This window comes from uncultured Bifidobacterium sp., assembly GCF_945269915.1.
Classification (GTDB): Bacteria; Actinomycetota; Actinomycetes; order Actinomycetales; family Bifidobacteriaceae; genus Bombiscardovia; species Bombiscardovia indica.
Map to the genome: position 1 here is coordinate 1 of NZ_CALYOY010000010.1, position 20,784 is coordinate 20,784.

Annotated in this window: 17 protein-coding genes; 9 read left to right on the top strand and 8 right to left on the bottom strand. The window is 62.1% G+C overall.

Annotated features, from left to right (window positions below; genetic code table 11):
• Positions 1 to 41: 41 nt before the first annotated feature.
• The gene (locus tag Q0K62_RS03010; RefSeq protein WP_297316504.1) at positions 42 to 182 is read right to left on the bottom strand and encodes a hypothetical protein; all 141 of its coding nucleotides are present in this window, start codon (positions 180 to 182) and stop codon (positions 42 to 44) included.
• 141 nt (positions 183 to 323) lie between these two features.
• Complete coding sequence (locus tag Q0K62_RS03015) at positions 324 to 563, bottom strand: hypothetical protein (protein WP_297316505.1); 240 nt, start codon at positions 561 to 563, stop codon at positions 324 to 326.
• Between the two features lie 38 nt (positions 564 to 601).
• Between Q0K62_RS03015 and Q0K62_RS03020 the strand changes: the two genes are divergently transcribed.
• Positions 602 to 850: a hypothetical protein gene (locus Q0K62_RS03020; RefSeq protein WP_297316506.1), complete on the top strand. Its 249-nt coding sequence runs from the start codon at positions 602 to 604 to the stop codon at positions 848 to 850.
• Here Q0K62_RS03020 and Q0K62_RS07985 read toward each other — a convergent pair.
• Positions 795 to 1,115, bottom strand: a complete 321-nt coding sequence (locus tag Q0K62_RS07985) for a MerR family transcriptional regulator (protein ID WP_366515882.1) — start codon at positions 1,113 to 1,115, stop codon at positions 795 to 797. The genes Q0K62_RS03020 and Q0K62_RS07985 overlap by 56 nt on opposite strands.
• 234 nt (positions 1,116 to 1,349) lie before the next feature.
• Between Q0K62_RS07985 and Q0K62_RS03025 the strand changes: the two genes are divergently transcribed.
• The 3 genes from Q0K62_RS03025 to Q0K62_RS03035 all read left to right on the top strand — a co-directional run bounded on the left by Q0K62_RS03025 (position 1,350) and on the right by Q0K62_RS03035 (position 7,594).
• Positions 1,350 to 4,073 carry a YhgE/Pip domain-containing protein gene (locus tag Q0K62_RS03025; RefSeq protein WP_297316507.1) on the top strand — a complete coding sequence of 908 codons (2,724 nt, stop codon included), beginning with the start codon at positions 1,350 to 1,352 and terminating at the stop codon, positions 4,071 to 4,073.
• Positions 4,070 to 6,400, top strand: a complete 2,331-nt coding sequence (locus tag Q0K62_RS03030) for a YhgE/Pip domain-containing protein (protein WP_297316508.1) — start codon at positions 4,070 to 4,072, stop codon at positions 6,398 to 6,400. The genes Q0K62_RS03025 and Q0K62_RS03030 overlap by 4 nt, the downstream gene beginning before the upstream one ends.
• A 102-nt stretch (positions 6,401 to 6,502) precedes the next feature.
• Positions 6,503 to 7,594: an alpha/beta fold hydrolase gene (locus Q0K62_RS03035; RefSeq protein WP_297316509.1), complete on the top strand. Its 1,092-nt coding sequence runs from the start codon at positions 6,503 to 6,505 to the stop codon at positions 7,592 to 7,594.
• Positions 7,595 to 7,733: 139 nt separating this feature from the next.
• On the opposite strand, the gene Q0K62_RS03040 is transcribed toward Q0K62_RS03035, so the two are convergent.
• Positions 7,734 to 10,637 (bottom strand): heavy metal translocating P-type ATPase, encoded by a 2,904-nt coding sequence (locus Q0K62_RS03040; protein ID WP_297316510.1) that lies wholly within the window; start codon positions 10,635 to 10,637, stop codon positions 7,734 to 7,736.
• Between the two features lie 173 nt (positions 10,638 to 10,810).
• Between Q0K62_RS03040 and Q0K62_RS03045 the strand changes: the two genes are divergently transcribed.
• Positions 10,811 to 11,092, top strand: coding sequence for a metal-sensitive transcriptional regulator (locus Q0K62_RS03045; protein ID WP_297316511.1), 282 nt, complete (start codon positions 10,811 to 10,813; stop codon positions 11,090 to 11,092).
• Positions 11,093 to 11,319: 227 nt separating this feature from the next.
• A complete protein-coding gene (locus Q0K62_RS03050) occupies positions 11,320 to 12,726 on the top strand; it encodes a dicarboxylate/amino acid:cation symporter (protein WP_297316512.1) in 1,407 nt (468 codons plus the stop codon).
• 22 nt (positions 12,727 to 12,748) lie between these two features.
• Here Q0K62_RS03050 and Q0K62_RS03055 read toward each other — a convergent pair whose 3' ends face one another.
• The 4 genes from Q0K62_RS03055 to Q0K62_RS03070 form a co-directional block, all read right to left on the bottom strand.
• Positions 12,749 to 13,840: a glycoside hydrolase family 88 protein gene (locus Q0K62_RS03055; protein ID WP_297316513.1), complete on the bottom strand. Its 1,092-nt coding sequence runs from the start codon at positions 13,838 to 13,840 to the stop codon at positions 12,749 to 12,751.
• Between the two features lie 121 nt (positions 13,841 to 13,961).
• On the bottom strand, positions 13,962 to 15,065 hold the full coding sequence (locus Q0K62_RS03060) for a glycoside hydrolase family 88 protein (RefSeq protein WP_297316514.1): 1,104 nt from the start codon (positions 15,063 to 15,065) through the stop codon (positions 13,962 to 13,964).
• A 72-nt stretch (positions 15,066 to 15,137) separates the two neighbouring features.
• Complete coding sequence (locus Q0K62_RS03065) at positions 15,138 to 16,151, bottom strand: sugar kinase (protein WP_297316515.1); 1,014 nt, start codon at positions 16,149 to 16,151, stop codon at positions 15,138 to 15,140.
• Positions 16,144 to 17,247, bottom strand: coding sequence for an ROK family transcriptional regulator (locus Q0K62_RS03070; protein ID WP_297316516.1), 1,104 nt, complete (start codon positions 17,245 to 17,247; stop codon positions 16,144 to 16,146). The genes Q0K62_RS03065 and Q0K62_RS03070 overlap by 8 nt, the downstream gene beginning before the upstream one ends.
• Positions 17,248 to 17,616: 369 nt before the next feature.
• On the opposite strand from Q0K62_RS03070, the gene Q0K62_RS03075 reads away from it, so the two are divergent.
• The 3 genes from Q0K62_RS03075 to Q0K62_RS03085 all read left to right on the top strand — a co-directional run bounded on the left by Q0K62_RS03075 (position 17,617) and on the right by Q0K62_RS03085 (position 20,767).
• The gene (locus Q0K62_RS03075) at positions 17,617 to 18,873 is read left to right on the top strand and encodes an extracellular solute-binding protein (protein WP_297316517.1); all 1,257 of its coding nucleotides are present in this window, start codon (positions 17,617 to 17,619) and stop codon (positions 18,871 to 18,873) included.
• A 102-nt stretch (positions 18,874 to 18,975) separates the two neighbouring features.
• The gene (locus Q0K62_RS03080; protein WP_297316518.1) at positions 18,976 to 19,887 is read left to right on the top strand and encodes a sugar ABC transporter permease; all 912 of its coding nucleotides are present in this window, start codon (positions 18,976 to 18,978) and stop codon (positions 19,885 to 19,887) included.
• A 1-nt stretch (position 19,888) separates the two neighbouring features.
• Positions 19,889 to 20,767: a carbohydrate ABC transporter permease gene (locus Q0K62_RS03085; RefSeq protein ID WP_297316519.1), complete on the top strand. Its 879-nt coding sequence runs from the start codon at positions 19,889 to 19,891 to the stop codon at positions 20,765 to 20,767.
• Positions 20,768 to 20,784: the final 17 nt, after the last annotated feature.

Sequence of the window (20,784 nt, forward strand, 5' to 3'; positions counted from 1 at the left end):
ACCTTGTCGAAGAAGCCCTTCAGCATACGCGGGATCTCATTTCACCAGACCGGCGTAACGGGAATCAACACATCGCAGGTTCCGAGCAACCCCGGGTACTTGGTGACCAGGGGATCCTTGGTTCCTCCGGCGTGGTAGAGCGAAAGCTCCACAGCGTCGTAGACGGGGTTGAACCTATCCATGTGAGGTCCATGAGGTCATAGACGATGCCATCAGTATCCAGGGAACGAATCACGGACCGGAGGATGGCAATGTGGGACTGCCATCCCAAGGGTGGCAGTGGACGATCAGGGCATGGGTTGGCTTCATGCTTCGATCCTTCCTCATAGGGACCGACGTGCGTTCAGCTTCTGGGCCTGGTATGGGGTGTTTCGGGACAGTTCGGGCGGGAGGTCCTTGGGCAGCTGCTGATGGGCCAGACCATGCAGCCCCATCAGCATCGGTTCGGTCATGACCATGCCCGGGACCGAGACCGTGATGGCGTCCTTCTGGTTGGGCCAGGGCACCGGGGAGAGCCGACCCTGGCGATCTGACGTGCCTGGTCGGCGAAACGGGAAGTTCATCCCTGCCCCAGGGCATGCCGGCATTGCGGGTGGCATCGATGGCATCCTCCAGTGGTGAACGTAGTGGGGTCCGGCAGGTCGTCGAACCCGATCGCTTCCGGTCCTTCCTGATTTCCTTCGGACGCTCCTCCCGGGCGGCCTCGCCCTCCTCGTCCTTGCTGGCCTTCTTCTCGTTCTCCGAGTACCGCATGACCCTGTCGCCGCAGGAAGGAAGGACCACAGTAGCCCTGGTCAGGACGTCGCCCAGGCTCGTATCCGGGTCATCCACGGCCGCCGGAATCGTTTGACCTGGCTGATCGACGGTCCGACGATGTGTATCAGGGCATCGATCAGGTGCGATTTTCTCAGATGGGATTCGTCGTATTCGCTGAGTCGAGCCCTCACCTTCCTTCCCGGTTGCGGCATCCCCTCGCGAAGGTGATACTTGATTGTGGACGCCGAAATCCTACTCCGGCGTGAGAGCTCAGCCGGTTTCATGCATTCCTTCTGAAAAACTCGTAGTCCCCATGACGGTGTGGTCGAGCGGTTTGAAGCAATTTCTACTGCATGCATTGAAAAACAATTATCTCATGTTTAAACCGCCCCGCCAGCCTGGCGGTCAGCTAGCATCGAGAATCAAGGATAGCGGTGGGATTCCTCAGAGGATTCACGAAGAGCTGACCCGATTGGACGGTAAGGAAGGGTAGCTATACTCGGGCCGGGTGAATTCCACTGGCGGGCATACCATATCGTCAGGAAGGGCCCGGCTGGATCCGGTTCGGATGAGTGAAAAGGAGGTTCCTGGCGGTGAGGACCATACTGGCCATCTTCAGGCGTGACCTCTGGCGGATATTGCGCAACCCCGTGGCCCTGGTGGTCACGATAGGTGTGGCCGTTCTTCCCTCCCTGTATGCCTGGTTCAACATCATGGCCCTCTGGGACCCATACAGCAACACCAAGAATCTTCCCGTGGCCGTGGTCAGCATGGACCGGGGCACCCAGTCGCCCCAGACCGGCAGACTCAACGCCGGGCGGTCGGTCATCCAGGAGCTGCGGTCCAACAAGAGCCTGGGATGGAAGTTCATGGACGACGACAAGACGGCCATCGACGAGGTCCATTCGGGCCGGTGTTACGCGGCCATCATCATTCCCGAACGGTTCAGCTCCGACCTGGTGGGCATCGTCGAGGGGACCGGGAGCAAGCCGGCCCTGAGCTACTACGTCAACGAAAAGAAAAACGCCATCGCCCCCAAGGTGACCGATACCGGTGCCTCCACGATTGACCAGGAGATCAACGCGGTCTTCGTCTCCGCTGTCAGCGACGTCCTGGCCGGGAAGGTCCTGGAGACCGCTGGTGACGCCAAGGAGGCGGCCAATCAGACCCGGAGCCAGGTGGTGGTCGACCTGGGTCAGACCATGGACCAGATCGACCAAATGACCGACCAGCTGGACCGGATCGACTCCACCATGGGGCAGGCCCGGCAGACCGTAACGGACTCCAAGCAGAACATCAAGAACCTCCAGGACCAGATCTCCTCCGCCCAGTCCACCCTGGGCAAGTCCCAGGGCACCATGACCCAGACCCGGGACGACAGTCTGAGATTCTCGACCGCCCTGAACCAGGCCCTGGCAGATGGAACCACCCACCTGTCCAAGGGTATAACCGATGTGAATACGGTGGCCGGTGGGATCACCTCGGGCCTGAACGCCACCCAGGACAGGGTGGATAGGGTCGACTCCAGCCTGGGGCAGCTGGTTGACGCCAACGGGAGGGCTATAGACGGGCTCCAATCCGGGCTGAACCATTCCGGCCTGCGCCCGGGAGACCCAGCCTATGACACCATCCAGCAGCAGATCACCAGTCTGGAGACCACCAACAGGCAGCAGAAGACCTCCCTGGACGCCTTCAAGAAGAATTCATCGGTTGCCCTGAAATCGGGCAAGCAGGCCACCTCGGACCTGAGCTCGGCCATGACCGCCACCGGCAGCACGGGCATCGCGGCCCTGACCACGGCCAGTCAGGGACTGACAGGCTCCACCATGCCCAATCTCCTGACAGGGCTGGATAACCTTAATGCTTCCAACGGGTCCCTCCAGGGCGCCCTGACCAGCCTGTCGACCACGGCCGCCCAGACCGCCACCCTGCTGGACCAACTTGATGCCACCATCGGTCAGGCCCAGTCCACCCTGGCCACGACCAAGACCTCCCTGATCTCGGTCAGGTCCGACCTGGACGGGGTCCGCACCGACGTGGCCGCCCTGGGGTCCTCGGCCGCCTGGAATCGGATATCCCAGACCCTGGGTCTGAGCCCCGAATCCTTCGGCAAGGCCATGGCATCCCCGGTGGAACTGGCGACCCACACGGTCTATCCGGTCAGCAACTACGGGTCCTCGGTGGCTCCCTTCTATACCAACCTGGCCCTTTGGGTGGGTGGCTTCATCCTGATCGCCATCTACAAGCTGGAGGTCGACAAGGAGGGCATCGGCAAGTGCAACGCCACCCAGGCCTACCTGGGTCGCTGGCTCCTCCTGGTCTTCGTGGGCTTCTTCCAGGCCCTGATTGCGACGGTGGGCGATCTGGCGCTGGGCATCCAGTGCCAGCAGCCCTTCCTGTTCGTCCTGGCCGGGGTTTTTGCCTCCTTCGTCTACATCAACATCATCTACGCCCTGGCCGCCTCCTTCCGGCATATCGGCAAGGCCCTGGCCGTGGTCCTGGTCATCCTGCAGATTCCAGGTTCCTCGGGCATGTACCCGATCGAGATGATGCCCGACTTCTTCAGGAACCTGAACCCCTGGCTCCCCTTCACCTACGGGATCAACGCCATGCGCGAGACCATCGGCGGCATGTACGGCTCCCATTACTGGCAGGATATGCTCCATGTCTTCTGGTACCTGCCGGCGGCACTGCTGATAGGCCTGGGGGTGCGACGGTACCTCCTCAACCTGAATGCCCTCTTCGATCGGCGCCTGGGTGCCACCGACCTGATGCTGACCGAACAGAACCACTCGGCCAGCCGCAGTCTGAACCTGGGCGGTCTGGTCCGGGCCTTCCTCGGCGGCGAGGGGGACTACCATGCCATCCTGCGACGGCGGGCGCATCGCTTCCTGGCCCTCTACCCCTCCCTGATCCGGGCGGGTCTGGCCCTGGTCCTCCTGCCGGTCCTCTTCCTGATTCTCCTCTTCAGCACCGAGGCCAAGATCGTCATGCTGATCGCCTGCATCGCCTCCATCGTCCTGATTGACACCTACCTGATCGTGGTGGAATACATCTGCGACAGCTATGTCCAGCAGTTGGGCATAGCCGAGCGGCCCGACGAGGACTTCCGTTCCCTGATCCTGCCCTCGGGACGGGTGCGACATCCGGGTCCCCCAGCCGTGACCAGGCTGACCGCGGCCGTCCGCGAATCCGCCCCGGGGCGTGACCATACCGAGACGGACCATGATGATGAGAACGAGGGCGATACCGCCTGGGCGGCATCGCGGGATGCGGTCGACCGGACCGAGGGTTCCGAGGGTGGTGAGCGTCGATGAAGAACATCTGGAGGATCTTCCGCAAGGATCTGACCGATGCCACCAGCAACGTCATCGCCATCATCGTCCTGATGGGGCTGATCATCGTTCCGGCCCTCTATGCCTGGTTCAACATAGCCGCCAGTTGGGATCCCTACAAGAACACCACGGCCATCAAGGTGGCCGTGGCCAACACCGACAAAGGGTTCAAGTCCGACCTGATCCCGGTCAGGATCAACGTGGGGGAGACGGTCACCAGCACCCTGCGGGCCAACGACCAGCTGGACTGGAAGTTCGTCAACCGCGACCAGGCCTTGGACGGGGTGCGCTCCGGCGAATACTATGCCGCCATAGTCATTCCCAAGGATTTCAGCGCGGACATGATGACCCTCTTCTCGCCCGACATGAAGCATGCCAAGCTCGAGTACTACCTGAATGAAAAGAAGAACGCCATCGCCCCCCACGTCACCGAGCAGGGGGCCGACACTGTGGCCACGACCATAGACAAGACCTTCGCCAAGACCGTGGGTCAGGTGGGGATCGATCTGGCCAGCCAGGTATTCACCTACTCCCAGAGTCCCCAGGTCCAGGACTACCTGGACAGGGCCACCGGCCATATCACTCAGATATCGGAGAGACTGACCACCACCTCGAAGCAGGTGAACGCCTACGCGGGACTCCTGGATTCCTCCGGGCAGATGATCGACTCCACCGGGAAGATCCTGGGAGAGTCCGACTCCACCCTTTCCAAGACCAGGGAGTCCCTGAACCGCGGTGCCAAGGGGGCCAAGGACCTGGGCAAGTCCCTCTCCGGTTCGGCCGATGCGGTCAACACGGCCCTGGACCAGGCCTCGGGGGCCTACGACACCATCTCCTCCAAGGTAGATGTCGCCTTTACCCAGGTGGGGAACCAGAGTGATGCGGTCAGCAAGCAGCTGGATGACCTGAGCAGCCGGATCAACGCCTCGGCCGCCAACTACGACCAGATGATCGCCGGCCTGGACGCCCTGCGCTCCTCCGTCCAGTCGGACACCAGCCTGACGCCCGCCCAGCGACAGGCCCTCCTGGACGCCATCGACCAGGCCCAAGCCAACATGCGCACCGCCCAGGCCGCCCAGCGCGACCTGGCCGACCACATCAGCCAGGCCTCCCAGGCGGCCAAGGATGGCAACGACAAGCTGGATGGCCTCCATCAGGACCTGAAGGATATGATCAACCAGGCCCGTACCTCCGTTGATCAGGTGCGCGACCAGTACAAGAGTGACCTGAAGCCGCGTCTGGACGACCTGGCCGGGTCGGTCGATGCCGTGGTCGCCTCGACCGACCGGCTCCTGACCGGCCTGGACGGCACCATCAGGGGGGCCCCGGGCCTGACCGGTTCCATGGCCGACGACATCAGCCACACCAAGGATCAGCTGGGGAGCATCTCCCAGCGGCTCGACCAGGCCTCGAAGAAGCTGACCGACCTGAGTGGACACCTGACCGAGGCCTACCAGGGCCAGGACATCAAGAGCGTCAAGTCCCTCCTGGCCGGTGATTCCGACACCCTGGCCACCCTCCTCGCCTCCCCGGTCGGTATCAACCGGCACGCCGTCTTCCCGGTCATGAACTACGGGTCGGCCATGACGCCCTTCTATACCATCCTCTCCATCTGGGTGGGTGCCACGATTCTCGCCGCCATGATGAAGGTGGCCATCTCCGACAGGAAGAAGGCCTCCATCCTCCGCCTGGGTTCCCTCCAGGCCGCCTGGGGCCGGGCGGACGCCGACCAGGGCGGCCCCGACGACCCCCATCCATGGGGAAGGTTCCGCCCCGAGTCCCCGGGCAACGCCCGCCGTTTCGGTCTCAAGCTCTACCAGGAGTACTTCGGCAGGTTCATGGTCTTTGCCCTCATGGCCATCCTCCAGGGGTGCCTCATCGGTCTGGGTGACCTCTTCTACCTGAAGGTCCAGTGTGTGCATCCGCTGATGTTCATCGTCGTGGCGGTCTTCGCCTCCTTTGTCTTCATGAACCTGATCTACACCCTGGTGGTCTCCTTCGGCGACATCGGCAAGGCCATCGCCGTCGTCCTTCTGGTCATGCAGGTGGCGGGCTCGGGCGGCACCTTCCCCATGGAGACCCTGCCAGGTTTCTTCCAAGGGGTCTACCCCTTCCTCCCCTTCGTCCACGCCATCGGGGCCATGCAGTCGGCCGTGGCCGGCATCTACGGGATGGAATTCTGGAGGGAGATGGGTGCCCTGGCCCTCTTCCTGGTCCCCTCCCTCCTGCTGGGCCTCCTCCTGCGTAAGCCGGTGATTCGTTTCAACGACTGGATCGTCCGGAACCTGGAAAGCACCAAACTCATGTGAGGGGACTTTTCATGGACAAGGTGATGCACCCCGCCCGGGCGATGTTTTCCGCCCATGGACGTGGCCCCTTCCGTACCGGACAAGCTGATATAGGGTTGAGTCATGACCGTTGAGCTGATTGACGAGGAACGGTACGACCAGATCATGCAGGACATCGTCCTGCCCGATCTGGCCGTCTGCCGTCATGAGGGGTGGATGACCTCACACGGAGCCCGAGGCAAGGGTGGTGTCCTGGTGGATGATGCCGATAGGGAGCGTTTCGATTCCAATGACCTTCTCCATTATGTCTGCTATGACCGCACCGAGTTCCAGGACAAGGCGTCCGAGCCCTGCCAGGCCTGTTGTCGGGGGGCCGTGGTCATCTCCTTCGGGTTCTCGGAATTCGCAGACAAGTACCAGGAGATGACCTGGTACTTTCTCATGCAGGGTTATTCGGTCTGCATCCTTGAGCACTGGGGTCATGGGTTCTCCGGACGGGGAGTGTCCGACCCGAGCCTGGTCTGGGTGGACCACTGGCAACGCTATGTGGCCGACCTGGCGTCCTTCTGCTTCCAGGTGGGCCAGTCCTATGCCGGTGACCGGCCCCTGGCCCTCTATGCCCACTCCATGGGCGGCGGGGTGGGGGCCCGGCTCCTGGAGCGTTTCACCACCCTGATCGACAAGGCCGTCCTCTCCTCGCCGATGATCGCCCCCCGGACCGGGTTCATGCCCCTGGTGGCCTGGACCACCGTCGACGGAGCCTGCCTGCTGGGGCAGGGGAAAAGGATGGCACCCGGGTTCGGCCCTTTCCGGCCGGAGGTGAACATGGACAACTACCCCCATGGCAGCCGGGCAAGGGTGGCTTGGTCCCAGCGGCAACGGCGTGACCAGGTCCGCTTTCAGACCAGCGCCGCCACCTTCGGGTGGGTCAGGGAGAGCATGGAACTGAGTCGGGCCATCCTGCGGCCCGGCCAGTGCAGCCGGGTGGAGTCTCCCGTCCTGGTCTTCCAGGCCCAGAACGACAGGTTCGTCCTGTCTGCGCCCCAGGACCGGTTCGTGGCCCAGGTGCGCGATGGGGGTTGCCAGGCCGATCTGGTCAAGGTCCCCAACAGCATGCATGAGCTGTACCAGATGCCCAATGCGGTTCTTGGTCCCTACCTGGAGCGCGTCTTCACCTTCCTGGAGGAGCCCTATCAGCTGGATAGGGAGGGGTAGTCCGCCATACGGCGGTAGCCTGCCCTGGCCCGGGTCGAACAGGGTCCGCCCGCCCCCGAAACCCAACAACGGAGGTCTCAGGGGCGGGCGGACCCTGGTTGCAGGTGTGCTGGACCCTGATTCGACTATCTTGGTCCGCTCACTTGTTCAGGACCTGCTCCGGGTCCTTGTCGAAGGTGTCGACGCAGTTCTGCGAGCAGAAGTAGTAGGTCTTGCCATGGTAGTCGCGCTTGGCTGCGGCCGTGGTCGGATCGATGCTCATTCCGCAGACCGGGTCGGTCACCTTGGCTGCCTGGTCCTGCTGCTTGTCGTGATGATGGAAGAGTCCCATCTTCTGTCCTTTCCCTTGGTTGTGTTCTTGATGGTTGGAAGTGCCGGTGCCCGCGGTCAGGGCGTCCATGTCGATGGGTTTGGGGTCCTTGACCGGCCTGGCCCTGAGCGGGGTGTGACGGAGCCGGTTGGCGTTGAGGACCACCGACAGGGAGGAGAAGGCCATGGCAGCCCCGGCGATCATCGGATTGAGGAGGAGACCGATGAAGGGGTAGAGGAGTCCGGCGGCGATGGGGATGCCCAGGCCGTTGTACCCGAATGCGAACCAGAGGTTCTGGTGGATGTTGCGCATGGTGGCCGCGGAGAGGTCGATGGCCTTGACCGCCGCGTTCAGGTCGCCCGAGACCAGGGTCACGTCGGCCGACTCGATGGCCACGTCCGTGCCGGTGCCGATGGCCATGCCCAGGTCGGCCTGGGCCAGGGCCGGGGCGTCGTTGATGCCGTCACCGATCATGGCCACCTTGTGCCCCTGGGCCTGGAGGGCCCTGACGATGCTCGCCTTGTCCTCGGGATGGATCTGCGCCACCACACGGGTGACCCCCACCTGGCCCCCCACCTGTTCGGCGGTGCCCTGGTTGTCGCCGGTCAGCATGATCGTCTCGATCCTGCGCTCGTTCAGGTCATGGATGGCCTGCTTGGAACCGGGCTTGACCTGGTCGGTCACGGCCAGGACCCCGGCCGGTCCGCCATCGATGGCCACGAAGATGGTCGTGCGGCCCTGGTCCTCCCATCCCCGGGCGGTGCCCAGGAGGGATTCCGCGCCAGACCGGCCGGACTCCTGGTCCGACAGGTCGATCCCCCTGCTTTCGAGGAGTCTGCGGTTGCCGACCAGAACATGTTGCCCGCCCCGCTGGGTTTCCCCGCCTGCCGGTTTCTGCACCCGGAAGGAGCCTGAGGGGAAGGTCGCATCGATGCCCGCGCCGGTCGCCGAGTCGAAGCCGGTCGTCGGGACCAGCTCCAGGTTCCGGTCCTGGGCGGCTTGGACGATGGCCTGGGCCAGGGGGTGTTCGGAATCGCTTTCGGCGCTCGCGGCCGCCCTGATCAAGAGGTTCCGGTCCAATCCCGATACGGTCATGGCATCGGCCAGTTCGGGCCTGCCCTGGGTGATGGTGCCGGTCTTGTCGAGAACGACGGTGTCGACGTCATGCGCCCCCTGGAGGGCCTCCGCGGACCGGTAGAGTACGCCGGCCCGGGCCCCGCGTCCGGTTCCTATCGTCACGGAGAGGGGGGTCGCCAGGCCCAGGGCGCAGGGGCAGGCGATGACCAGGACGGACACCGCCGCCACGATGCCATAGACCCCCCGGGGCATGGGGCCGAAGATCCACCAGGCCACAAAGGTCCAGATGGCCACCAGGATGACCCCGGGGATGAAGATGGACGATATCCGGTCTGCCAGTTTCTGAATGGGGGCCTTGGAGGTCTGGGCCGTCTTGACCAGGCGGATGATCTGGGCCAGGACCGTGTCCTGTCCGACCTGGGTGGCCCTGTAGCGCAGGGAACCCGTTCCGTTGACCGTGGCACCGACCAAAGAGTCGCCCTCCTGCTTGAGGACCGGCATGGGTTCGCCGGTCACCATGGACTCGTCCACCGAGGAGGAACCCGAGATGACCTGGCCGTCCACCGGCAGCTTTTCGCCCGGGTGAACCTGGATGAGGTCCCCGACGACCACATCGTCGACGGCGATTTCCTGGGTGGTCTCCCTGCCGTCCTGGTCCGTCCTGAGTACGGTGGCGGTCTTGGGTCTCAACCCGATCAGGGCGCGGATGGCATCTCCGGTGCCGCGCCGGGCGCGCGCCTCCAGGATCTGTCCAAGGATCATCAGGGTGATGATGGTGCCCACGGCCTCGTAGTAAGGCTCACGGCTGCCCTCGGGGAGGAGGTTGGGGGCCACGGTGACCACCAGGGAGTAAAGGAAGGCCGTGGCCGTGCCCAGGGCCACCAGGGAGTTCATCTCGGGGGTCCGGTGTGCCAGGGCCAGCCATCCGGTGCGGTGGATGGGCCATCCCGAATAGAACATGACGGGCAGGATCAGGATCAGCTGGACCCAGGGGTTCATCAGGATGTGGGGCATGGGGATGAACATGCCGAACATGGCCGGGATGAAGACCGGGAGGGTGAAGACCAGGGCCACGATGAACCGCCGTGTCAGATCACGAATCTCGGCTGTGCGCTCCTGGTCCGCCTCATCCTGATCGCTGCCGCCCTTGTTCGGGCCGGTCCCTCGCTCGTTTCGTGGTTGCATGGTCAGGGTCTGGTCGGATTGCGACCGGCTGGTTTGCCCCTGCCCGGGTTCTGCCTGGGTCTCCTTGGCCTGGCCGGTGTTCCCGGCACCGGAGGTCTCCGGGCCATCGGTCGCCCGGAGCATCCCGTGGAGCATGTTCATTCCGCAGGCGAAGGGGTAGTCCCCGGCCTTGGGTGGGGTCAGCTGGATGGTCGAGGTCTGGAAGGCGGGCAGGGTCTTGTCGATGTTGAAATCGTTGAAGACCACGTGGGAGGAGCACTCCCCGCTTTCCTGCCGGTCGAAGACCAGCCTGACCGGACTTCCGGCCCGGACCTGGATCAACTGGGGGCTGTATCCGCCCTTGACCGTGATCCGGACTGTCTGGATTCCGTCCTCCTCCTTGGCCCGGGTGGCTTCCTTGGGCGCGAAGAAGTACCAGATGATGCCGGCTGTGATGGCCAGGGCCGCGATGAGGACCAGGATGCTGCTCATGGAATCACCCTTTCGGAATGGTTTGTTTCCATCATACCCCCGGGGGGTATACTGGAAGTGGATTTCAACCAATGGCTTCATGAATTCGTCCCCTCGGAGGGGCCGGATGGGGCCCGGGCCAACCCCCGGTTCCCGCCTTACAGGCCGTGGGCCGACCAGAAATGGAGTGGACATTGCCCGGATATGCCAGCGACAAGAAGAGGACCATCACACGACTCCGGCGTGTCGAGGGTCAGGTCAGGGCCATCGAGCAGATGGTCGAATCCGATACCTACTGCATCGACATCCTCACCCAGATCGCCGCCTCCACCAGCGCTCTGAAGTCGGTGGCCCTCACCCTGCTGGACGACCACATGAACCACTGCGTTCGCCAGGCCGCCGCCAAGGGTGGTGAGGAGGCCGACGAGAAGATGGAGGAGGCCTCCGAGGCCATCGCCCGTCTGGTCCGTTCCTGAACAGTCCTCGAACCGTTCATGAGCCATTTGGTTCCTAGTGGTAGGCCGTCGTCGGTGACGCGGCTGGTGGGCGAAATCGGCCCACAATAGCGCCACAATAGCGATCCATAAGCAACCGATATATCCGTTCCAACGGAAACCGGTGACTTCCCGCTCTTTCCCTGCTAGATTGAACCCTGACCTTGGGTCGATCGGCCCCTGGACGGAGAGGTTGAGGAGGAGGCGCGATGTCGGAGACGAGTTGGGATTGGGCGGCCCTGATAGTGGTCGTCGTCCTTTTTGCGGGGCTGGCCCTGCTGAGCAGGAAAACCAGGGTCAACTTCAGTTGGCGGGTCATCATAGCAACGGTGTCGGGGATCCTGGTGGGGGTGGGCTTCTCAGGCCATACCACCTACGTGGGGGCCTTCGGTAGCGTATGGTCCAAGGCCATATCGGCCATTGTGGTGCCCCTCCTTCTCTTCAGCATCATCGCCGGCATCGGTCGGATTGGCGGGTCCGGCAGACTGGGGAACATCAGCCTGAGAACCGTCGTCCTTCTTCTGGTCAACACCTTCACGGCCGCTGTGATCGCCCTGGTCCTGGGGTTGCTCTTCCAGGTGGGCAAGGGGTTTGACCAGGCCCTGCCCACGGGGGTCAAGCCCCACGCGGTGCCTGGCGTGGTCGATACCCTGGTCGGGCTCTTCCCCTCGAATCTGGCCGACAACTGGGCCCACAACCAGGTCATCCCGGTCGTGATCTTCGCCATCCTCCTGGCGGTCGCCTTGAACAAGGCGGCCACCACCCCGCGCGGCGAGCAGAGTGTGGCACCCTTCAAGGCCTTCGTCGAGGCCGGCAACGTGGTCCTCTCCAAGGCCACCCAGATCGTCGTCGGCTTCACCCCCTACGCCGTCCTCTCCCTGATTGCGGCCGCCATCGGTCGCAGCAGCCCGAAGAGTCTCCTGCCCCTCCTGAGTGTTCTCCTGGTGGCCTACCTGGGTCTGGCCATACAACTCTTCCTGGCCCAGCCCCTGATCCTGGCCCTGGTCGGCCGGATCAACCCCCTGCCCTTCTTCCGTTCCCTCTGGCCGGCGGGAGTGGTGGCCTTCACCTCCGAGAGCAGCATCGGCACCATCCCGGTCACGGTTCGCCAGTTGCGCTCCGCCGGCGTTCCCGAGGAGACGGCCTCCTTCGTGGCCAGTCTGGGAGCCAACCTGGGCATGCCCGGATGCGCCGGTCTCTGGCCCGTCCTCCTGGCGGTCTTCGCAATCAATGCCCAGGGAGGGTCATACTCCTTCCTGCGCTTCGCACTCCTGATCGTCTTCGCCCTGGTGGTTTCGGTGGGGACCGTGGGCGTACCCGGCACGGCCACGATCACCGCCACCTCCCTCTTCACGGCGGCGGGTCTGCCGGTTCCCTTCATCGCCATCATGCAGCCCATCTCCCAACTGGTCGACATGGGCCGTACCCTGGTCAACGTGGCCGGGGCCGCCAACACGGCCGTCATCGTGGCAAGGACCGAAAACGAACTGGACCTGGACCTCTACAACGGTCGCAAGGTATTCGACGATCAGGACATCGAGGAAGACACGGAGGATATACAGAAAGAGGAGCCGGAAGCCCTGGATTCGGCAACCGTCCCCTCCCTGGATGACTAGATGTTCCTGAGCGAGCATGTTGCTAGCCCCGGACGCCTTCCATTTCTGCACACATGAACAGCAATGCCCCGAGCCCGTGCATGTCATTGATGCTGGTGGGGCGCTGGCAGTATTCCTCATAACTGCCGGGGCCCGTACCAACGCAGATGTCGCCGATGAGGAGGTCATCACCCTGCCGGGTGAGGCTCTTGATGACTCCCCCATACCCCTTGCGCGCCGCCTCCAGGTAGGTCTCGTCCAGGATGCCCTGGTCGACGGCCTTGCAGATGGAGGCCACGAAAAGGCAGGTGCAGGAGTTCTCGGGCCAGTTGCCCTCCTGGCCGACCTTGTCCAGGACCTGCCACCAGCGTCCGTCTGGCCCTTGATGTCGGCAGACGGCGGTCAGGAGATCACGGACCAGCTTCCGCAGGTCTTCACGGCCCGGGTGGTCATCGGGAAGCAGTTCCAACTCATTCGTCACCGCCATGGGCACCCATCCGACGGACCGTCCCCAGTATTCGGGGGAGAGACCGGTCACAGGGTCGGCCCAGGGTTCCGTCCGGTCGGGGTCATAGGCGTGTCTCCAGAGTCCGGTCTCGGGTATGCGGGTCTTCTCCTGCATAAGGAGGGCCTGGGTGACTGCTTCGTTGACCAGGTCCGGCTGTCCGAAACGGGTTCCGTATTCCACCATGATGGGGCCGCCCATGTAGAGTCCGTCCAGCCACATCTGCCGCGGTGCCCCGTCATTGTGCCAGAGTCCGCCCTCATCGTTCTTCGGGTAGTTCTCAAGCTCGCCGGCCAGTTGGTCCAGGCCGGTCTTGTAACGGGGGTCTCCGAAGTGGTCATAGAGAGGGAAGAGGAGGATGCCCGGCTGAATGTCATCCAGGCTGACCGGGTCGTGGTTGAGCACATGGCCCTCTTCGTCCATGTTGGACTCGACCCATGTCCGGATGTAGTCCAGATAGGATTCATCCTTGTTGAGCAGGAAGGTCTGGTGCACCCCGGACAGAAGAACTCCCTGATGATAATGGAAATGCTGGATGGGCGGCAGGGCTGCAGGATCTGGATACCTCCTTCGAAGAGTGTCGATAGCTGCCTGCGCGTATTCCAACGGTGACGACGATGTCTTTTCCATGGATCCTCCCTGGGTCCTGTGCTGGTCGGCGCCCGGGGGCGCTCGGCCTGGGTCTGTCCGGTCTGGCTGTGTATTCCTCACCTATGAATTTATCGGGCCGGACAAGCTCGGGCATTATCTTTCATTGACCTGTCACGGGCAGAACCTGCTGCATTCGGGTGCACATGAGCAGGAAGGCCCCGACGCCATGCAAGTCATTAGTGCTGGTGGGGCGCTCGCAATAGTGGCGGTAATCGCCCACACCGGTGCCGATGCAGACCTGCCCAACCTCCAGATCATCTCCTTTCCAGGTCAGGCTACGGATCACCCCCTGATAGCCCTTTCTGGCGGCTTCGAGGTAGGTCTTGTCCAAGATGCGGGTCCTGACCGCCCTGGCCAGGGCGGTCACAAAGAGGCAGGTGCAGGAGTTCTCGGGCCAGTTGCCCTTCTGGCCGACCTTGTCCAGGACCTGCCACCAGCGTCCATCGGGTCCCTGGTAGTTGCAGACCGCTGTCAGGAGGTTTCTGACCAGGTCCACCAAAGCTGGGCGAGCCGGATGATCCCGGTCAATGGCATCAAGCTCGTCCAGTATGGCCACGGGTACCCATCCCACTGACCTGCCCCAGAATTCCGGTGAGAGCCCGGTCTCCGGGTCGGCCCAGTCGGCCTTGTGGGAGGGGTCGTAGGCATGTCGCCAGAGGCCGACCTCCGGCACCCGGGTCTTCTCCTGCATGAGGAGTGCCTGACCGATGGCGTTGTTTACTAGGTCCGGATCGTTGAAGCGGGTTCCGTATCCGGTCATGAAGGGACCACCCATGTAGAGCCCGTCCAGCCACATCTGGCCGGCCACTCGTTGCTTGTGCCAGAAGCCGCCCTCGTCGTTCTTCGGGAAGAAGCGCAGTTCTCCTGCCAACTGGTCCAGCGCGTTCCTATAGCGTGGGTCGTCGGTCAGTTCCAGGAGAGGGAACAGGAGTATGCCCGGCTGGATGTCGTCCAGGCAGATCTGGTCGTGGTTCAACACTTCACCCCGCGGGCCTATGTTGGAATCTACCCAGTCCTTGACGTACTGTAGGTACTCCTCGTTCCTGTTCAAAAGGTAGGTCTGGTAGACGCCGGACAGGAACACGCCCTGATGATAATGGAAATGCTGCGTGGGCGGTAGGTCACGTGCCACCGGGAATCGACGTCGCATGGTGTCGACTGCCGCCTCGGCATATTCCAGTGGGGTCGATGGATTCTGACTCATGATGCCTTCCTCTTTGATTGGCCTGTATGGCATATATCATAATTCGCAGGATTCGGCCTCGCCCGGACTGGGTCAGGCCCCGTCGAATAAAAGGTCCCTGGCCATTCGAAGAGCCCCCAGAGCCGGTGGGTTCTTCAGAAGGCACAGATGGAGCGGCCTGGGGCTGCACTCGTCCAGGAGATTGGACAAACGTTCGGCCATAACCGGTTGGTGGGTGATGACTCCCCCGGCCGCCACCACTTGATCACCCTGGGCTCCCCTGGAGACGATCGAGGATATGGACTGTCCGAGACGCTCTACGGCCTGGTCGAGGGTCCGGTCGGCGATGGCTGAACCGGACTTCAGGGAGGAGAAAAAGAGGGGGGCCATGTCACCCCACGCCTTTTCACCGGCCAGGGAGCCGAAAGCCACAGTCAGCTGGTACAGGTCATGGGCCTCCAGTCGGGTCAGCAGGTCCTGGGTGAAGGGGTCCTCCATGGCGGCCTGCTCGCCATGGACGGTGCTGTACCGGATGATCTCCCTGACGGCCTCGCGCACAAGGGCAGGTGCACTGCCGAAATCGCTGAGCAACCAGCCGTAGCCGTACCCATCGGCCCGAAGGAGGGAGTCGCCTGCGGACCTGCCCACTGCCACGGTTCCGGTCCCCACCACCAGGTTCAGGGCCCGGTCGATGCCTGCTGCGGGTCCCAGCAGCTCCGCGTCGTTGACCACCCTGAGACGCCAGCCGGGCAGGTTGGCACCGAGGGTTCTGTCCGCCAGGCTGAGTTGTCTGGGGGAGTCGGCCCCATGCAGACCCAGACAGAGGGCAGTTGTTCCTTGGTCTGTATCGGGTACGCCATCGCAGTCCGACAGAAAGCCGCGAATCTGGTCCGCCAGACTTATCATGTCGGCCGACCTGACCGTGTCGGCCTCCTTCCGCCAGGCTTGGGAGGGGATAAGGCGGGAATGATGCCCGTTTCGGCCGACCAGGTCGATACGGGTCTTGGTGCCGCCCACATCGACCCCCAAGATGGTAGCTCCGGCGGGGACCCGGGGGGGTGCCGACTCTTCGGTACGCTTCGGTGGCGTTGACCCGCTTTCAATCATGGAAGACCTTACTGCGGACCCTCTGTCCGATTAGCTCGCCGATTCCGATCACCGAAGCGCGATGCCCCAGCTCGGTGGTGACGATGCCCGGCAGATGGGGTATGCGCCCGACCAGACGTTTGTTTACTCCCTGCAGAAGTTCCTCGACGGGCAGAGGACTGTGGATATCCATGACGATGATTTCGGGGTCTACCACCAGACATATGTTGCTGATGGACAGGGCAATGAGATCATACAGGTACTCCCTCTCTTCGCTGCCGGCCTTTCCTTCCAAAGCACTGATTCGGGATATTCGCCACTCCAGGTCGCCTCCGTAGGTGTAGTACCTGCTCAGGGATTCACGGCCGGTCAGGGTGTACCCCATCTCACCGGCCATGCCATGGTGCCCACGCAGGATCCGGCCGTCCATGATGATGCCCGCGCCCACTCCGAAGTGCCGCATCGTGTACCCCACGACGGGGTTCTTCCCGGCCCCGGCACCAGCCAGGGACTCCCCGTAGGCGGAGGCGTTGGCGTTGTTCTCGATCAGGACATCGTCTTCGAAGGCGGTGTTCAGTATGGCCTGTAGGGGGACCTCATTCCATTTGAGTTCGCTGGCAGCGGTCACCAGTCCGTTTTCCTGGACGATTCCGGGCACTCCGACCCCGATGCCATTGCAGGGTATACCCTGGTCGTTGGCCCATCTGCGGAGTCCCTCCACCATGGAGATGATGTGGCGGATGTAGCTTTCGGTCTCCCCCCCTACCCCCGGATCGGGGTTGTATGGGAGGTGTTCCTCATGGAGGATCCGATCATTCAGACTCATGACGGCCCCGTCGATGACGGTTCCTCTGACGTTGATGGACAGCACCGCCCGGAAACGTGCATTGAAGTGGAGTAGGTGGACGGGGCGACCCGGCCCCTCCTTGTTCTCGCGAGTCTCCAGCAGCATCCCGTCCTGCTTGAGCTGGGCGCAGAGACGGTGGACGGTCGGCAGGGGGATGCCCGTTATTTCTGCAATCCGGGTCCGCGATATGCCATCCTCCTGGCAGAGGAGGTTCAAAATGGCGGCTCGGTTGGTGGTGACGGATGTGCCGTTACGGGAGGGTGAGGTCATGCAGGTTCCTTTCAGTCGGGTCGGCTCATGTGTGCGATGGCCTGCATGCTTTGGATGATGGTTTTCTTTCTCATGGTAGGACCTTGCCACCTGGTTCCAGGGTTTATGGCACCAAACTTCTACATTTATTATCAGAATGATATTAAAAGAGAGTTGCGGGTCATGTCAACCGTTACAAGAGGAGGAAATCGCAGAACGAATATACGAGGGGGTCCTCCTGCGATGGGTTTGGCGGTGTCGCAGGTATAACACTTGAAAGTAAGGGATTTCCGCCCTTCCTGCCGGAGGCATCGAATTGGGATGCTATAGTAATTCTCAGATTGATACCTCACATAGCAGTGGGGCCCTATTCACGAAGGAGTGGTAACCATGTCGAGGAAACTGCAACGGGTCACGGCCGCCGGCCTTGCTCTGGTCTCTGCCTTTGCCCTGGTGGCATGCGGCGGCTCCGGCTCAGGCGATGCGTCCAGGGATGACGCCAAGGAGATCACCCTGACATTTTCCGATGACCAGAACGATGCCTACAAGACCATAGCCAAGCAGTACACCAAGGACACCGGGGTCAAGGTCAACATCATGGAGGTTCCTTACGCCGATCTGAGCACCAAGATCGCCAATGCGGCCAAGGCGAATGATCTGCCGGATGTCGCAAGGGTTCCTCAGGTCAATCCGGTCTGGACCGACCAGCTGGAAGACCTGACCGGGATAGCCGAAAAGCATGGCGCCATGAAGAACCTGATCAAGAGGAACCCCGAGGGGAAGATCCTGACCATCGCCTCCGATATGACAGCTGTGGGGCTTTTCCTCAATACCTCCCTCTTCGACAAGGCCGGTGTCGCCTACCCCGACCCGAACGGTTCCTGGACCTGGGAGGAGTTCATCGATGCGGTGAAGAAGGTCCAGGCTGCCACCGGTGCCAAGTACGGCATGGTGATGGATGCCTCAAGCCACCGTGAACGTTCCTTCCTATACCAGTTCGGCTCCAAGGGGGTCCAGCAGAAGTCGGACGGGACCTGGGCCCTGGACGATAAGGCCAAGACGGCACTGGAGTTCCTGAAGAGCATAGATGACGACAGGGTCATGCCCAAGTCCGTCTGGGCCTCCAACGAGGACCCCTCTGCCCTGTTCAAGTCCGGACAGGTGGCGGCCTACTATTCGGGCAATTGGCAGATTGCCGACTTCAACAAGTCCATTACCTCTTTCAAGTGGAAGAGCGTCATCATGCCGGCCTCCCCGACCAGGGCCACCAACGTGGGAACCAACTACATGGTGGCCCTGAGTGGTTCGGGCAAGAAGTTCCTGGACTGGTTCTACTCCAGGAAGAACTACACGGCCTTCTGCGTCCAGGGCAACTACCTCCCGGCCCTGAATGGAATCACGCCGAAGTATGCCAACCATCAGGAGGATATGCAGCTGTACATGGACGAAATCAAGAAGTCCGACCAGGCTGTCCTCTCCCACCAGGTCATGACTCAGCTGGACCTGGCTCTGAAGGGCTCGGTCCTGCCCAGCCAGGACCCCATGAAGGAGGAAACGGTCAAGTATCTGTCCGGCGAACAGGACGTTGACGCGACCATTAAGAACATGAACAAGCTCTTCACCAAGTACTACAAGGTCGAAAAGTAACCGGTCCGCCGAGGCGGAACGATTGAAGGTCGTCGGACCAGGCCGGGCCCCCGTTGGCGGGCCGGGTTCGATGACCGAACAATATGGAGGCGATGAACTGCGATGGCCAAGACCAAAGGAAGACCGAAGGAGCAACATCCCAATAGGCTGAAAAGACAGATAGCGGCCCCGCTGATCCTGATCGCACCAGCGATTGTCCTGTATCTCATCTTCTTCATCTGGCCCGCCGCTATCGGCTTTTTCTACTCATTCACCAACTACAAGGGCCTGTCGAAGTACAAGATTGTGGGCCTGTCCAACTATTCGGCCCTCTTGGCCGACCATGACTTCTGGTCTTCCCTCCTGAGGACCTTTGAGTACATCATCTGCTCGGTACCCCTCAACGTCTGCCTTTCCCTTCTGGCGGCGGTTCTGGTGACCAACCGGAAAGCGATCGGACGGACCCTGGCCCGTACCCTGTTCTTCATTCCTTGGTTGGTCTCGCCCATCATCACCGGTCTGATCTGGAGGTGGATGTTCGGCGAGGGGTTCGGCATCGTCAACCAGGTCATTCAGGGGTTCGGTGGCCACCCGCTCAGGTGGGCCACCGATTCCAACCTGGCTTTCGTGGTCCTGGTACTGGCTGGTGTCTGGGCGGGGATGGCTTTCAACATGCTCCTGTTCATCACGGCCCTGGAGAACGTCCAACAGTCCCTTTACGAGGCGGCCTCGTTGGATGGGGCCAACGCCTGGCAGCGGTTCGTCCACATCACCCTGCCGGGGATTGCCCCGACCACTTTCATGGTGGTCCTGCTGGGCACCATCGGCGGCATCAAGGAATTCGCAATGGTCCAGTCCCTGAACGGCGGTGGTCCCGGCACCTCCAACAGGCTGGTGGTCCAGTACATCTACGAGACAGGATTCTCGAACTCCCGTATAGGTTACGCATCGGCGGCCTCGATGGTGCTTCTGGTGATCCTGGTGATCGTATCCCTGATTCAGATGTGGCTCAACAGGAGAAACGGAGGCCGCTGATATGAGTTCTGCCATCAGTCAAGCCAAGGATGCACCCGTCAGGTCCTCCAACTCGGTCTGGGCCAGGATCAAGGCCCATGGGCCGGCTACGATCATGCTCTGGTTCCTGGTCATCTGTTTCGCCTTCCCCGTCTTCTGGCTGATTCTGTCCTCCTTCAAGGGGGCAGATGAACTGTTCGCGGTTCCTATGAGCTTTTTCCCTAGGAAGTGGACCACAGCCGGATATGCCGAGGCATGGAGCAGGATTGATTTCGCCCGTTACTTCGGCAACACTGCCGTGGTGGCCATCATCACCACCGTTCTTACGGTGATGGTCAGCGCCATGACCGGGTATGCCCTCGCCAAGTACGACTACTGGTGGACCAGGCTCTTCTTCATCGGGATCCTTCTGACCACCATGCTTCCCACCGAGGTCATCATGTCACCCTCGTTCATTGTCGTGCGTGACATAGGTCTTTACAACTCCCTGGCCGGTATCATCGTCCCCTCGATCATCACGGCTACCGGGATTTTTATGTTCCGCCAGTATTTCCTGACCGTTCCGGACGAGATGATGCAGGCGGCCCGGGTGGATGGGTGTTCGGAGATGCAGATCTTCCTGAGGATCATGCTGCCCATCTCCAAGCCCTGTATCGTGACCCTGGCCATCTTCTCCTTCCAGTGGCGGTGGAACGATTACATCTGGCCACTGCTGATTCTGAACGATTCCAAGCGGTTCACCCTGCAGGTGGCCCTGCGCACCCTGGTTGGGGCTGAGAAGATCGACTGGTCCGTCCTTCTGCCGGCATCGGTCATCTCCATGATTCCTCTGGTGCTGATCTTCATGTTCTGCCAGAAGTACATCGTCGGCTCGGATGTGGATGCGGCTTTCAAGGGCTGATTGCTGGCGGTCGGGCC